This window comes from Paraburkholderia elongata, from assembly GCF_013177735.1.
Lineage (GTDB): Bacteria > Pseudomonadota > Gammaproteobacteria > Burkholderiales > Burkholderiaceae > Paraburkholderia > Paraburkholderia elongata.
Map to the genome: position 1 here is coordinate 26,508 of NZ_WOEZ01000119.1, position 12,773 is coordinate 39,280.

The following is a 12,773-nucleotide window of genomic DNA, read 5'->3' on the forward strand; positions in this document are numbered from 1 at the left end:
AGAGGCCGGCAAGCGCCGGACTGTTACGAAGATCAGCGAACAGTCTGGCAGGTTTTTACCGGCTTTGCCGACGGTTGGGTGGCAAAGGTTGCTACCAGACCCAGCGCACGCCCGCATCGCCTGTCACCGTTCTCTGGTGCGCGCCACCCAGGTTCGTCACCCAGCCGAGCGTCGCAAACACGCTGCCCGACGCGCTGAATTTGCCGACCACGCCCGCGCCGAGTTGCGCCGCCGTTTGCCCGACGGTGCCCGGCATCACGGTCCCGCCGCCGAAGGTGACTTTGTCGTCGGAGCCGAACTCGCGTAAGAAGCTGACGCGCAAATAAGGCCGCCAGGCGATCGTAAAGGCATCGAACTGACCTTGCAGGCGCGCGCCGATTCGTCCGACGAAAGTATTGCCGCTGTTGAAGCTGACACTCGACACGCCATCGTTGAAATCGGACAGCGTGAGGTGCTGCCACACGAGTTGCGCTTGCGGTTCGAGCGTGAGCCCCGCGCCGAGCGGAATCGGCAGGCCGCCTTCGAGCGAACCGGTCACCGCGTTGCCGTGCGTCGTCGTGGCGATGCCGTCGCGCGAGACCGGATCGACGGTCAACGAACTCCCCATCAACACGGCGTCCGTATACCAGCCGCCCGGACCGATATGCGTCCAGTAGCCGCCGAGGCTGTATGCATTGATCGCCAGGTGGCCCACGGCGAGATTGGGCATGCCGAGCGCGAAGCCGTTGACGTCGCCCGTGGCCCGCGCGAAACCGACCAACAAGCCGTAGTGATTGCGCTGGCCGCTCGCGCTGCGATCCGCGTAAAGATCCTGCCCGGCCTGGATGCCATACACGGAACCGTCGAATTGCGGACTTGCCGTGCCGTCCTGGCTCAGCACGCTATGGCCGCCCCACACGCGGCCCCATGCGGCAGGCAGTTTGCCGCTTTCGTTCAACAAGGCCTGATCGCCTTGCCGGTCATGAAACGTATCGATCTGCATGAGGCCGAGTTCACGCGCGACGCCAGGCGCCGCGGCGTAGACCGGCACTTCGACGCGATACAGCGGCGTGGCGGCTGAGCCTGCGGGCGGCGCGGGAGGCAAAGGCGGCGTGCCCGCGGCCGCAATCGGTACGCCGGGCGCTACAACGGGCGGCGCGCCAGGTGTGCCAGGCGTGCTAGGCGCGCCCGGCGTCGTGACCGGCGGCACGCCTGATGTAGTCGCGGGCGGCAGCGGCGCAACCGTATTGCGCAGATACCAGCTGTCCGTCGTGCCGCTGCTCACACCGCCTTTGGCGAGGTAGTAGGAATATGCGCCGGCCTTTACCGGTGCGGCCAGCGTGAAAGCGCTCGAATCCGTGGTGGCGCCGTTGGTCGCTTGAACCACTTGAATGCCGTCCGCTACCGTTTGTGCGCCTTGGCCACCGACGTTCGTGACTTGCAGGTGGGTTGAGCCGGTGGCCGTTCCGCCGCTCAGCACGAGGCGATCGGACGCTGCGCCGTCACCGGCGACGACGGTGTTGAGTCCAATGGCACCGTTCTGTCCGGTGTAGTTGCCCGTTACATTCAGCCGGTTTCCGACACCCGCAGCGGCCGGGCCGCCGATCTGCACGAGTCCGGCATTCACCAGCGAGCCGTTGATCGAGAACGCGCCGATCCCCCCGCTTGCAAACGACGGCAATGCATTCGCCACGGCGAGCGTGCCGTTGTTCGTGACTGCGCCCGTCACGCTGCCATAGCCGCCGAGCGTTGCGCCCCCGGCCACCGTGGTGGCGCCGCCGCCGGTAAGCGCGGCGTTGGCATGGACTGCGTCGCCGACCGCGAGGGTGCCCGCTGCGACCGTGGTTGGGCCGCTATAGGTGCTCACGCCTGTCATAAGCAAGCTGCCGCTGCCGGTTTTCGTGAGGGCGCCGGTCCCGCTTACTGCCTGCGTGAGCGTGGTATTGAACGATTGCGTATCGATCGTGCCGCCGCCGGCTGCCAGCGTGATCGCACGCGTGCCGGCGAGGTCGAAGCTCGTCGTCAATTGCATTGCGCCGCCGTTGAACGTGAGGCCACCCGTGTTCGCCCCGAGCGCATTGTCCGCGCCGACGGCGATCGTGCCTTGATCGATTGTCGTGCCACCTGAGTAGGTGTTGCCGCTCGCCGCAGCCGGCGCGAGTGTCAACACGCCGGCACCGGTTTTATCGACTGCGCCTGCGCCGCTGATCGATCCTGCATAAGTGCCCGCGTTGTCCTGGGCAAACCGCACGAGCCCGTTATCGGTGACGTTGGAGGGCAGGTTTTGCGCGTTAGCCTGCAAGGTCGCGCCGCTATCGACCAGCGCTGTCGCGCTCGCGCCGAGCGTGCCGGTGAGGTTGAGCGTGCCGGTCTGCACATGCGCGAGCGAGAAGGTGCCGCTACCGGTCCAGTTCCACAATGCGCCTTGCATCTGCAAGGTCTGAAAGTTGGTAAACGCATTTGACGCCGTGCCTGAGCCTTGCAAGGTCACCGTGTTCGTTCCCGCTCCGCCGTCGGCCGTGCCGTTGATCACGGAGCCGGTTTGCAGAATCAGCGAATCGTTGCCGCTGCCCATCGTGATGGCCGTGCCGATGCCGCTTTGCACGAGGCCCGCATTGATGACGGTGGTGTTGCCGTTGAGCGTGCGGATGCCGGAGCCGTTCTGGCTGATGATGCTGCCACCCGCGAGGTTCTGGATCGTTGCCACGAAGCTCGATCCCGCGGTGTTCGAAAACACCGCATCCGAGCCGCTGCCGCTCGCGCTGATCGTGCCGCTGTTGATCAACTGGTCGTTATTGCCTTGCAGATAAGCGCTTGGACTGGCCGCGCCCGTGGTGGACAGCGTGCCGCTGTTGTTGATGGTGCCGCTGCCGCCCAGAATCGATGCCGCGCGCGCGTTGCTGCCTGAGGTCGTCACCGTGCCGCTGTTGATCAGCGTGTTGCTCGACTGGCCGACGTTCGTTTGTCCCCACGCCGCTGTCATGCCGTAAGCGTTGGGGCCGCTGGTGGTGATCGAGCCGCGATTGATCAGGGTGTTGCCGCTGCCGTTGGCGGCCATGCCGTCGTTGTAGGCAGCGGTCGTGGTGATGCCCCCGCCGCTCGCGTTGGTGATCTGATTGCCGTTGCCCACGCCGAGCAGCACGGCGCCGCGCGCGGTGCCCGAACCGCCACCACCTGTCAGTGAGAAGTTGCCGCTGCTGTTGATCGTGCTAGTAGTGTCGACGCTGAAGACGACCGGGGTGGCGCTGTGTACGAAGCTGCCCGAGGCGGTGCTATCGGCATTGATCGTCACACCCGTGCTGCCGGTTTGCGCAACGACGGCGGCGAGGCCGCTGCCCGTGCAGGTGACTGTGGTATTGCTCGGCGGTGCGGTATTGCTGCACGCGGCCATCGCGGAAGGGGTGAGTGCTTTGGAGAGCAGCACGACGCTGCCCAAGCCGATTCCAAGCGTTTTCTTCTTCTTCTTCATACGCGCGGTCCTTTTGGGAAGGGCACTACACCATACGAGCGGAATGGTCAGACTTATACACGCCTTACTGAAAGTTTCCAAATGCCCCCGGCATAACTTACGAATATGTTGTGAATCGCCGACGCTTGCCGGAGACCCGCATGGCGCCTCGCTCGTAGAGGACCAAGGCGATTTTCCGAGCGGGAAAATTTCTGCCAAAGCTGCTGCGTTAACCGTAAGGAGTTTGAAATATTCGTTCGCCTGGTGGCTGCCCAGGACCCATGCATGGTCCTGCCGAAATTTGCCAGGTGCAGTACTCTGTTCGCCTCACCGATCCACGAATCCATGATGGAGTCTCGACGATGCGATACAACCAGTTAGGCCGTACCGGTGTGTTTGTTTCAGAGCTGTGCCTGGGCACGATGACCTTCGGCGGTGGCGAAGGCATTTGGAAGCAGATCGGCGATCTGCAGCAGGGGGACGCGGAGCGGCTGGTCGGCCGGGCGCTCGACGCGGGTATCAATTTCATCGACACGGCCGACGTCTACGCAGAGGGCCTGTCCGAACAGATCACGGGTCAGGCGCTGAAAAACCTTAAAGTGCCGCGCGACAAAGTTGTGGTCGCAACCAAAGTATTCGGCCCGACGGCAGAATTCCCGAACGCACGCGGTGCCTCGCGCTATCACATCATCGACGGCGTCAAGGCGAGCCTGAAGCGCCTGCAACTCGATCACGTCGACCTGTATCAGATCCACGGTTTCGATCCGGCCACGCCGATCGACGAAACCGTGCGCGCGCTCGATACGCTGGTTCAGCATGGACATGTGCGCTATGTCGGCGTGTCGAACTGGGCCGCGTGGCAGATCGTGAAGGCGCTGGGCATTTCGGAACGCCTCGGCCTCGCGCGCTTTGAAACGCTACAGGCGTATTACACGCTGGCGGGCCGCGACCTCGAACGCGAACTCGTGCCGATGCTGCGCAGCGAAGGTCTTGGACTGATGGTGTGGAGTCCGCTGGCGGGCGGCTTGCTGAGCGGCAAATATGGGCGCGAACAGCAGGGCGAAGCAGGCAGCCGTCGCACGACGTTCGATTTTCCGCCGGTCAATCGCGAGCGCGCTTATGACTGCATCGACGTGATGCGCGATATCGCGGAGGCGAAGAAGGTGTCGGTGGCGCAGATCGCGCTCGCATGGCTGTTGCATCAGCGCGTGGTGACCTCGGTGATCGTCGGGGCGAAGAAAATCGAGCAACTCGACGACAATATCGCCGCCACTGGCGTCACGTTGACCGCCGACGAGCTTGCGAAGCTCGATCAGGTCAGCACGCTGCCGGCTGAGTACCCGGGCTGGATGCTGGAACGCCAGGGCGAGGGGCGCCGCAAGCAGCTTGAAGAGGCGCGTCACCCGGTATAACTCGTGCAGGAAGTTGCCGCGTCCTTCAAGCCGCGGGCTTGCTGTCCGCTTGATACGCGGCAACGGCGTCCATTGTGCGTGCCGAGTACACCATCGCGGCGCCGGCGTTCACGGCGACCGCTACACCGAGCGCTTCGGCGATCTCTTCACGTGTTGCGCCGTGTTTCAGCGCTTCCGCGGTGTGCACGGTGATACAGCCGTCGCATCGCACGGTCACGGCGACGGCAAGCGAAATCAGCTCGCGCGTCTTCGCGCCGAGAAGGTCGGCCTTCTGGCCTGCGCTCGACATCGCTTGATAGGCTTTCACGGTATCCGGTGACAGTTTGGCGATCTCACCGATGCGGCCGAACAGTTCCTTGCGGTAATCGATCCAGTTCAACATGACAGTGCTCCTTTGTTTGCAGCGCGCCGGCGGGTGCCGGTGCGTGCGACAAAGTATTGCGCTGTGCCGCGACATCCTGAATACTCGATTCGCTCAACTTTTAGCGCGATCGTCTCATGGATACACTCAGCCGACTGATCGACCTGGCCCGGCCGCAAGCCAGCCTCGATTTGCGTTGCCTGCTCACGGGTGGCTTCGACATCGACCATGCGCCGATGGAGCCGGGAATTGCGCCTTTTCATCTGGTGCTAGACGGGGCGTGCGTCGTCGAGACTGCGGGTGGCGCGCAGGTTGCGCTGCACGCGGGGGATTTCGTGCTGCTCCCCCGTGGCGCCGCGCATCGGGTGCGCGATGTCGGGCGAGCGGCTGCCAGCGCGCCGCTGACGTTGAGTCATGACGGCATGCTGCCGGTGCGCCGCAATGACGGTCGCGACGCTCTGCACAATCACGCCGTCAGCGAAGCGGCCAGCGACGTGCGCAAAAACGTCGGCGATGGCGCCCATGCGCACAATCCCAACGGCGAGCGCAACGTCGGCGCCGATCTCGATCTTCTATGCGGCCGGTTCATCTACGCGCCCGGGTCCTCTGCGTTGCTGCTCAACGCACTGCCCGATCCATTTCATGTGTCGCTCGGCGGCGTGCAAACGCTCGGCACGTTGCAGACGGTGATTGCGCTGATGCGCGCCGAAGCCGAGCAACGTCAGCCCGGCGCGCTCGCGATCGTCACCGCATTGAGCCACGCACTCTTCGCGATGGCCTTGCGCGTGCATGGCGAACAGAATGCATCCAGCTCAGGCGTGCTGGCGCTGCTGGCCGATGCGCGTCTCGGCGCTTCTGTACAAGGCATGCTGAGCGCTCCCGAGCGGGCGTGGACGATCGCGGAACTAGGTGAACTGGCGGCGATGTCCCGCGCGACATATGCGCGCCACTTCAATGAGCGCGCGGGCATGACGGTGATGGACTTTCTCACGCAGATCCGCATGACAATTGCGTGCGATCTGCTGCTGCGCACGCAGCGTGGCGCAGCGGAGATCGGTGAGGCAGTGGGGTATCAATCGGAAGCTGCTTTCGGCAAGGCGTTTCAGCAGAGCGTCGGTGTGACGCCGGGACGTTACCGGCGTCAAGCGCATGAGAACGATCAGAAAGCCGGCTAGGCCTTCTCGGGTCTGCCGAACCAGCGCTTCTCGATCCACGACATGATCAGGGTCACCAGCAATGCGCAGACCGTGCCGAGCGTGACTTCGCCGAGGCGCAGCAGGGCCCTGTCCCAAGGCGAACCCATGCCCGGCACCAACAGCATGATGGTCGCGGTAATGCCGCCCAGACGTGCCGCGCTGCCGACGTTCACAATCCAGCAAGTCACGATGGCCACGGCAACCGTGGCGGCGTAAGCCGCGAGATTGCCGCCGCCGAGCGTTGCGCCGACGAGGCCGCAAATGGCCCCGACCATCGCGCCGATGAACTGATCGCGCGAGAGATTGCGGGTGTCGATATAGCTATGCTGGCTCACTGCGATCGCCGTAATCGCGGCCCAGAAGGCTTGTTCGGTATGCAGCCAACGGCCGATTACGAACGCGAGGCTTGCGCCGGCCACCGCCTGCGCGGCCATCACGCCGCCTTCGGCCAGCCGGTCGCCCAGCGGCAGCGACTTGAGAAAAGCAAACAGCGAGTTGGCAGCGCTCGCTCGTGCTGCACGTCTTGAATTGTCGGGAGCGGTCATCGAATGGGGAAGAGCCTGTCGCGGCGTGAAGGACTCGTATTCTAGCGACTCCAATTTGCACTCGACCAGAACGACGGCGATGGCGTGATGTTGCATAGTGGACTGTTTAGAGCGGAAGGCATGGAACCCGATCGCGGCACGACCGCGTAGTTCGGGCGCGTGCCTACCGCCTGAGGTGAAGGCTTTCGTGTGGATCTGGACGTGGTAGGCGGCAAAACGGCCCGACGAATGTCGGGCTCGATCATTGCCGATGCGGCCCCGTCACGCGGTCCAATCGATTTCCGGATTTTCGAGAAACCGATAGGTCCGATCGTTTCGCGTGACCTGCCCAGTTCAGCGTTCCGCCTGAATCCGCTGCACGCGCATACGGCCCGGCGGCTCGAAGTATGTTCCGAACCGCACCAGTCCGGCTTTCTTCAGATGACACGTCATTTCGTAGCTCACCAGGACGCCGGGGTCAGGATTGTCGATGTACTCCACGTCGATTGACCGGATGCGCGGTTCGTATACAAGCAGTGTCGCCTCCGTCTGCTGCTTGAGCGAATGTGCCGAAGCGGGTAGCGCCTTGTAGATATTCGTGAGATCCGGTAGTCCGTAATCGGGCAGGTGCTTGAGCGCGCCCGCCCGTGCGTTGAGAATGCGACGGATGTTCTGCTGGATGCTCAGTATCTCGAGTGTCCTGTCGTCGTAGGCATCTAGGGGCTCACCACCGATCTGGCCAAGCAGCTTGTCGTACAGGGAAGGGCCGACTGGCATCGCGTTCTCCGTCAGGTACCGGCTGCTACCGGATCGTCAGCGGCCGTGTTGGCGAGAGACGATTTGTCGTGGCGATCGATGAAGTCAATCACGAGACGCTCATCCCGCGACGCCCCGGAGGAAGTCCCCGTGGGGGACATCGACAGGTGAATTTCTGCCGGCAGCAAGCCTCCTGCCATCCGCGTCAGGAGTTCACGCGACACGGCGGGGAGCTGGTTGAGGAACGCATCGACGCTGCGTGCGCCGGATTCGCGTGCGAGGCACAGCTGTGCGAGCGATCCGGTCAACGCGTCACCACTTACAAGCGTGACGTCGTAAAGACGGTGCAGACGTTCGGCGACCTTCGCGACCTTCAATCGCACGATCGATGCGAGTGCCGTGGCGTCGAGCGGCCGGTAGACCAGCGTCTGGAAGCGGGCAAGCAGCGCGGGCTGGAAGTGCGCGACAAGCTGGGGGTGGATCGCGTCGAGCAGTGCCGCCTGCGAGATGTCGGGGTTCTCCGTCGTGGCCTCGTCGATCTGCGCGCTGCCGAGATTGGACGTCATCAGGATCACGCAGTTGCGGAAGTCGATCTCGCGGCCCTCGCCGTCGCGCATCGTGCCGCGATCGAACACCTGATAGAACATGTCGAGCACGTCACGGTGTGCTTTCTCTACTTCATCGAGCAGCACGACGCTATAGGGCCGCTGCCGGACGGCTTCGGTGAGAATCCCACCCCGGCCGTACCCGACATAGCCGGGAGGCGAACCCTTCAGTTGCGAAACGGTATGGGCTTCCTGGTACCGCGTCGTGGCCGCCGGCCACCAGGGTGCCAACGTCGAAACCTACTCTGTCGACGCCATCGAATCGTTCGATCATGCCAGCGCGGAGCGCTACGAGTACGTACCTTTCGCGACGTTCCGGCACCGCGGCGGGATGTTGCGGCATGAGGCGCCGGAGCGGTACTTCCATACCCGTGTAAGGCAGGGCGTGACAGGCCTGCGTGACACGTGGGTCATCCTCGGCGGTCACGCGTGGGAGTCGATGGAAGATCTGCCGGCAGAAAACCTGTCGCTACGCGTGACGGGCACGAACGGCATGCTGCCGAGAAAGGGCCTGCGCGAAGCGAACATCAACGAACTGGGCGAGAGCACGCCCAACGTTTCGGCCGTGCGCAATCTGGCAGCGCCGACACTGCCGCTCTATCCGCCCACCGGCGACCGCTTCCAGTGGCGGGTGCTGTCGCACCTTGCGCCGAACTTCCTGTCGATGATGAACGCGGAAGTGTTACGCGGTGCGCTTGCGCTTTACGACTGGACCAATGACGAGCTCAATCGCCGCCGCCTTGCGGGCATCTTGCACGTGTCGGAAGAACTGCTCGAAGAGGTGTCGGGTGGTTCGGTCGAACGGGGTGTGCTGATCGAGGTCACGCTCGACAGCCACGCATTTGCGGGAGAAGGCGACGTGATGCTGTTCGGTGAACTGCTGCACCGGTTCTTCGCGCTGTATGCGGAAATCAACCTGTTCACAAAGCTCGCGATCGTAAGCCTGCCGTCGCAGCAACGCACTGAATGGCCGCGCAGCAAGGCGCTGCGCTCCCCGCTATGAAGCCGAGAGAGCTACCCAACCTGGAGCCGCTGGTCGCATCGCTGCTCGCCCGCGCGCCGATGATGAACTTCATGCAGTTGTGCCAACTGCTCGAAGTGCGCGTACCGGAGCGCCCCGGCTTCGGTACGCGTGACACGCCCGAACACGAACCCGTGAGATTTCGCCCGCGAGCGCGCGTCGGCTTTCCGGCCGGCGAAATCGCCACAGTCGAGTTTGACGAGGAGGGTTTCACATACGGACCCAACGTCCCGCCGACCGTGCGCACGACGTTCATGGGCCTGTACGGCGTGGACGCGGCAATGCCCTCGCACATGATCGACGACATCGTGCTGCGAACCGAAGGACACGAAGCGCTCGAAGCGTATCTCGACCAGTTCAATCACCGGCTTGTCACGCTGTTGTATCGCGCGTGGAAGAAGTACCGCTACCCGATCGGCTTCCGCCCGGGCGGCACCGACGGCCATTCGCGCAAGCTGCTGTCGCTGGCAGGTTTTGGTTGGGGCGAGAAGCCCGCGCGCGCCGGGCTGCCCGACTCGCGGGTGCTCGCGCTGCTGGGACTGCTGATCCAGCGCACGCGCACGCCTGAAGGTCTCGCCGGTGTCGTCGCACTCGCCGTGCCCGGTGTCGATGTTCGTGTCGACGAGTTCTTCCCGACCCTCAAGGGCGCGGGCAAGCCTCAACCGCTCACATCTGCGGGCAGTGTTGACGGCGCACAGGGCGAGGGCAAGCGCCGTGGCCTCGGTGGCGGCTACGTGTTGGGCACGCGACTCGCATACCGGAGCCGGGCCGCTCGCGTGACATTGCGGCCAGCGAGTGCGGAACAGGCCCATGACCTGTTACCAGGCGCATGGCTGCATCGCGAGCTGATGGCCTTTATCCGTCTGTACGCCGGTACGAAGGCCGACGTGTTCCTGCGCATGGAGGTTTCGTCGCGAATCGCGCCTCCTCCGAAAATCGGCGCGGCGCACGAAGGTCCGGCACCGCGTCTTGCCTGGACCACTGTCCTGCCTTCAGACGACGAACGTCTGATCACCATTCCGCTCGGTTCTTATGAAGCGTTTCCGGCGCCGGGGCCGAACCCGTTCCTCGCGTCGCTTGCCTGATTCTGGAGTACCTCTATGCCCATCCGTTTAACCACGACCCTCCTTGCCGCCAGTCTGATGCTCAGCGCATGTGGTGCATGGCAAGCAGTATCGGATTCGACCTCAAGTGCGTATCACGCCGTCTTCTACAAACAGGTCAAAGTGCTGAACGTCGACCTGACCGCGCGCGCCTCGGTCAACCCCGACGAAGCAAAGCGATCGACGTCAGTCGCCGTGCGCGTGTACCAGCTCAAGGATCGAAAGCTCTTCGACAAGGCGTCGTATGACGATCTGCTGAAGAACGACAAGACCGTCCTCGCGCAGGATCTGCAGGCCAGCATCGCGACGGTAGTCAATCCAGGCGCTTCCGCAAGCATGTCGCAGCCGATGCAGCCCGGCACGGAATACGTGGGTGTGGTCGCGTTCTACCGGGACCCGGATTCGAATGGGACCTGGCGTCGTGTTATTCCAAGGAAAACGCTCTCTGCCGATGCGCCACTCAAACTGGAACTCCTTGCCAGCGAACTGGCCGCGCCCGGTGACGAACCGGGTGTGAGGGCGAATCAATGAAGCCCATCAACACCGTTCGTCAAACTCGAAACAGCTGAGACACTTGTCTGACGCTGGATTTCGGGAAAAGCCGTTACGGCACATGCATTCAGACTGAGGAATAGCAGGGCGGGCACGTCCGGCGCACCGTCCGCCGGCCCGCAAGGCCCACGACCGGAAATTGCCGTGTCCTTGTAAAAATGGCGCTCGCCGGCTGCGCAACCGGCGGGCCTGAAAAGGCAAAACTTAGAAAAAACAGTGTGTTGGGCGAGCTGGTATGACAGTTGCTCTATAGAGAGCCCACGTACCATTTCTCAGCTCTTAACGGGACCTCTCGACAATGCCGTCAATTGAACTACGCACAAGGCAGTCTCTCGCACTCACGCCGCGTCTGCAGCAATCAGTGCGTCTGTTGCAGTTGTCGTCTGTAGAGTTCCAACAGGAGTTGCGCACCGCGCTCGACACCAATCCGTTCCTCGAGTACGACTCGACCGACACGGAAGACGTCGCGCTCGCCACCGCAACGCCTGGCGATGACGCCGGCGCGATGCCCACCACGGAAACGGTCGCCGCAGCCGAACCTGAATCGTCGCCTGCTGAAACCAGCGGCAGCGACACGATGGAGGTCGCGGGGCAGGATGACATGCCCGCCGACTTTTCGGGCGACTACGGTAGCCGCAGTTCGATGCGCCAGAATGGCGACGCCGACAGTAGCGATCCCGCCGAATGGGCGCGTTGCCAACCGACCTTGCGCGAGCAATTGCACGACTCGCTGCGTCTGTATCGACTCGACGACCGTGATCGCGCGGTGGCCCGCTTCGTCATCGAGGCGCTCGATGACGATGGTTATCTGCGTCAGGAGCTTTCCGACCTCGCGGATAGCGTCGACCTCAAACCTGAATTGACCGAAGAAGAATTGCTGGTGGCGTTGCGCCTCGTGCAATCGCTCGATCGCCCCGGTCTCGGCGCGCGCTCGCTGTCCGAGTGTCTGTCGCTGCAGGTCAACGCCTTGCCCACTGACACACCGGGACGCGGTGTGGCGCGGCAAATCGTCGAACATCATCTTGAACGCCTCGCGCGCCGCGAACAGGTTGAACTGCAGAAACAGATTGGCTGCAGCGCCGAGGACGTGCGGGTGGCCTGCGCGCTGGTGCGCAAGCTCGACCCGAAGCCGGGCAACAGCTACGGCCGCGCCGACGACAACTACGTGGTGCCGGACGTGATCGTGCGTCAGGTGCTCAACAAATGGGTGGTGGCGATCAATCCGGCAGTGCAGCCGCGCGCTCGCATTCATCGCATGTATGCCGAGCTATTCGCGCAGTCGGCCGGTGCAAGCCGCTCGCCGCTCGCGCAGCAGTTGCAGGAAGCGCGCTGGCTGATCCGCAATGCGCAGCAGCGCTTCGATACGATTCAACGCGTGGCCGAATGCATCGTCGCGCATCAGAAGGCATTCTTTCAGTACGGTGAAATCGCGCTCAAACCGATGGTGCTGCGCGATGTGGCCGACGAACTCGGTCTGCACGAGTCCACCATCTCGCGCGCGACCGGCAACAAATATATGGCCACGCCGCGCGGCATTTTCGAGTTCAAACACTTCTTCCCGCGTGAGCTCGGTACGGAAAGCGGCGGCACCTGTTCGGCCGCGGCCGTGCGCGCGCTGCTCAAGGAAATGATCGCCGCGGAGAACACGCGCGATCCGCTGTCGGATGTGACGCTCGCCAGGATGCTCGCGGATCAGGGTGTGCTGGTGGCACGGCGCACGGTGGCGAAATACCGCCATCTGATGAAGGTGCCGCCGGCCGAACTGCGCCGGCAGGTTTAAGCGTCGGGTTTAAGCTTACCTCGCTCCCGTTAAAGC

Annotated in this window: 9 protein-coding genes and 3 pseudogenes; 7 read left to right on the plus strand and 5 right to left on the minus strand. The window is 63.5% G+C overall.

Going from position 1 to position 12,773, the window contains the following annotated elements:
* Positions 1-91: 91 nt before the first annotated feature.
* On the minus strand, positions 92-3,448 hold the full coding sequence (locus tag GNZ13_RS22230; RefSeq protein WP_172168089.1) for an autotransporter outer membrane beta-barrel domain-containing protein: 3,357 nt from the start codon (positions 3,446-3,448) through the stop codon (positions 92-94).
* Between the two features lie 341 nt (positions 3,449-3,789).
* Between GNZ13_RS22230 and GNZ13_RS22235 the strand changes: the two genes are divergently transcribed.
* Complete coding sequence (locus tag GNZ13_RS22235; protein ID WP_172168091.1) at positions 3,790-4,839, plus strand: aldo/keto reductase; 1,050 nt, start codon at positions 3,790-3,792, stop codon at positions 4,837-4,839.
* Between the two features lie 25 nt (positions 4,840-4,864).
* Here GNZ13_RS22235 and GNZ13_RS22240 read toward each other — a convergent pair whose 3' ends face one another.
* Positions 4,865-5,221: a carboxymuconolactone decarboxylase family protein gene (locus GNZ13_RS22240; protein ID WP_172168093.1), complete on the minus strand. Its 357-nt coding sequence runs from the start codon at positions 5,219-5,221 to the stop codon at positions 4,865-4,867.
* Positions 5,222-5,337: 116 nt separating this feature from the next.
* On the opposite strand from GNZ13_RS22240, the gene GNZ13_RS22245 reads away from it, so the two are divergent.
* Complete coding sequence (locus GNZ13_RS22245; protein ID WP_172168095.1) at positions 5,338-6,375, plus strand: AraC family transcriptional regulator; 1,038 nt, start codon at positions 5,338-5,340, stop codon at positions 6,373-6,375.
* Here GNZ13_RS22245 and GNZ13_RS22250 read toward each other — a convergent pair.
* Positions 6,372-6,941: an FUSC family protein gene (locus GNZ13_RS22250; RefSeq protein WP_172168167.1), complete on the minus strand. Its 570-nt coding sequence runs from the start codon at positions 6,939-6,941 to the stop codon at positions 6,372-6,374. The genes GNZ13_RS22245 and GNZ13_RS22250 overlap by 4 nt on opposite strands.
* A gap of 57 nt (positions 6,942-6,998) precedes the next feature.
* Between GNZ13_RS22250 and GNZ13_RS53880 the strand changes: the two are divergent.
* A pseudogene (locus GNZ13_RS53880) lies at positions 6,999-7,091 on the plus strand (DUF1488 domain-containing protein); the annotation flags it as partial.
* A 183-nt stretch (positions 7,092-7,274) separates the two neighbouring features.
* On the opposite strand, the gene tssE reads toward GNZ13_RS53880, so the two are convergent.
* Both tssE and GNZ13_RS22260 read right to left on the minus strand, forming a co-directional pair.
* Positions 7,275-7,697, minus strand: coding sequence for a type VI secretion system baseplate subunit TssE (tssE, locus tag GNZ13_RS22255; RefSeq protein ID WP_172168097.1), 423 nt, complete (start codon positions 7,695-7,697; stop codon positions 7,275-7,277).
* A gap of 11 nt (positions 7,698-7,708) precedes the next feature.
* Positions 7,709-8,485: pseudogene (locus GNZ13_RS22260) on the minus strand (AAA family ATPase); the annotation flags it as partial.
* Here GNZ13_RS22260 and GNZ13_RS22265 point away from each other — a divergent pair.
* From GNZ13_RS22265 to GNZ13_RS22280, 4 genes and pseudogenes are all read left to right on the plus strand, one after another.
* A pseudogene (locus tag GNZ13_RS22265) lies at positions 8,478-9,284 on the plus strand (type VI secretion system baseplate subunit TssF); the annotation flags it as partial. The pseudogenes GNZ13_RS22260 and GNZ13_RS22265 sit on opposite strands and share 8 nt — an antisense overlap.
* On the plus strand, positions 9,281-10,387 hold the full coding sequence (gene tssG / locus GNZ13_RS22270) for a type VI secretion system baseplate subunit TssG (RefSeq protein ID WP_172168099.1): 1,107 nt from the start codon (positions 9,281-9,283) through the stop codon (positions 10,385-10,387). The pseudogene GNZ13_RS22265 and the gene tssG, both read left to right, overlap by 4 nt.
* Before the next feature lie 15 nt (positions 10,388-10,402).
* A complete protein-coding gene (gene tssJ / locus GNZ13_RS22275) occupies positions 10,403-10,936 on the plus strand; it encodes a type VI secretion system lipoprotein TssJ (RefSeq protein WP_172168101.1) in 534 nt (177 codons plus the stop codon).
* A 319-nt stretch (positions 10,937-11,255) separates the two neighbouring features.
* Entirely contained in the window at positions 11,256-12,737 is a 1,482-nt protein-coding gene (locus GNZ13_RS22280) for an RNA polymerase factor sigma-54 (protein ID WP_172168103.1), read from the plus strand.
* Positions 12,738-12,773 lie beyond the last annotated feature (36 nt).

Bases quoted from the DNA above. Each gene is read 5' to 3' on its own strand.
- GNZ13_RS22230 (WP_172168089.1), bottom strand. From the start codon at position 3,448: ATGAAGAAGAAGAAGAAAACGCTTGGAATCGGCTTGGGCAGCGTCGTG.
- GNZ13_RS22235 (WP_172168091.1), top strand. From the start codon at position 3,790: ATGCGATACAACCAGTTAGGCCGTACCGGTGTGTTTGTTTCAGAGCTG.
- GNZ13_RS22240 (WP_172168093.1), bottom strand. From the start codon at position 5,221: ATGTTGAACTGGATCGATTACCGCAAGGAACTGTTCGGCCGCATCGGT.
- GNZ13_RS22245 (WP_172168095.1), top strand. From the start codon at position 5,338: ATGGATACACTCAGCCGACTGATCGACCTGGCCCGGCCGCAAGCCAGC.
- GNZ13_RS22250 (WP_172168167.1), bottom strand. From the start codon at position 6,941: ATGACCGCTCCCGACAATTCAAGACGTGCAGCACGAGCGAGCGCTGCC.
- tssE (WP_172168097.1), bottom strand. From the start codon at position 7,697: ATGCCAGTCGGCCCTTCCCTGTACGACAAGCTGCTTGGCCAGATCGGT.
- tssG (WP_172168099.1), top strand. From the start codon at position 9,281: ATGAAGCCGAGAGAGCTACCCAACCTGGAGCCGCTGGTCGCATCGCTG.
- tssJ (WP_172168101.1), top strand. From the start codon at position 10,403: ATGCCCATCCGTTTAACCACGACCCTCCTTGCCGCCAGTCTGATGCTC.
- GNZ13_RS22280 (WP_172168103.1), top strand. From the start codon at position 11,256: ATGCCGTCAATTGAACTACGCACAAGGCAGTCTCTCGCACTCACGCCG.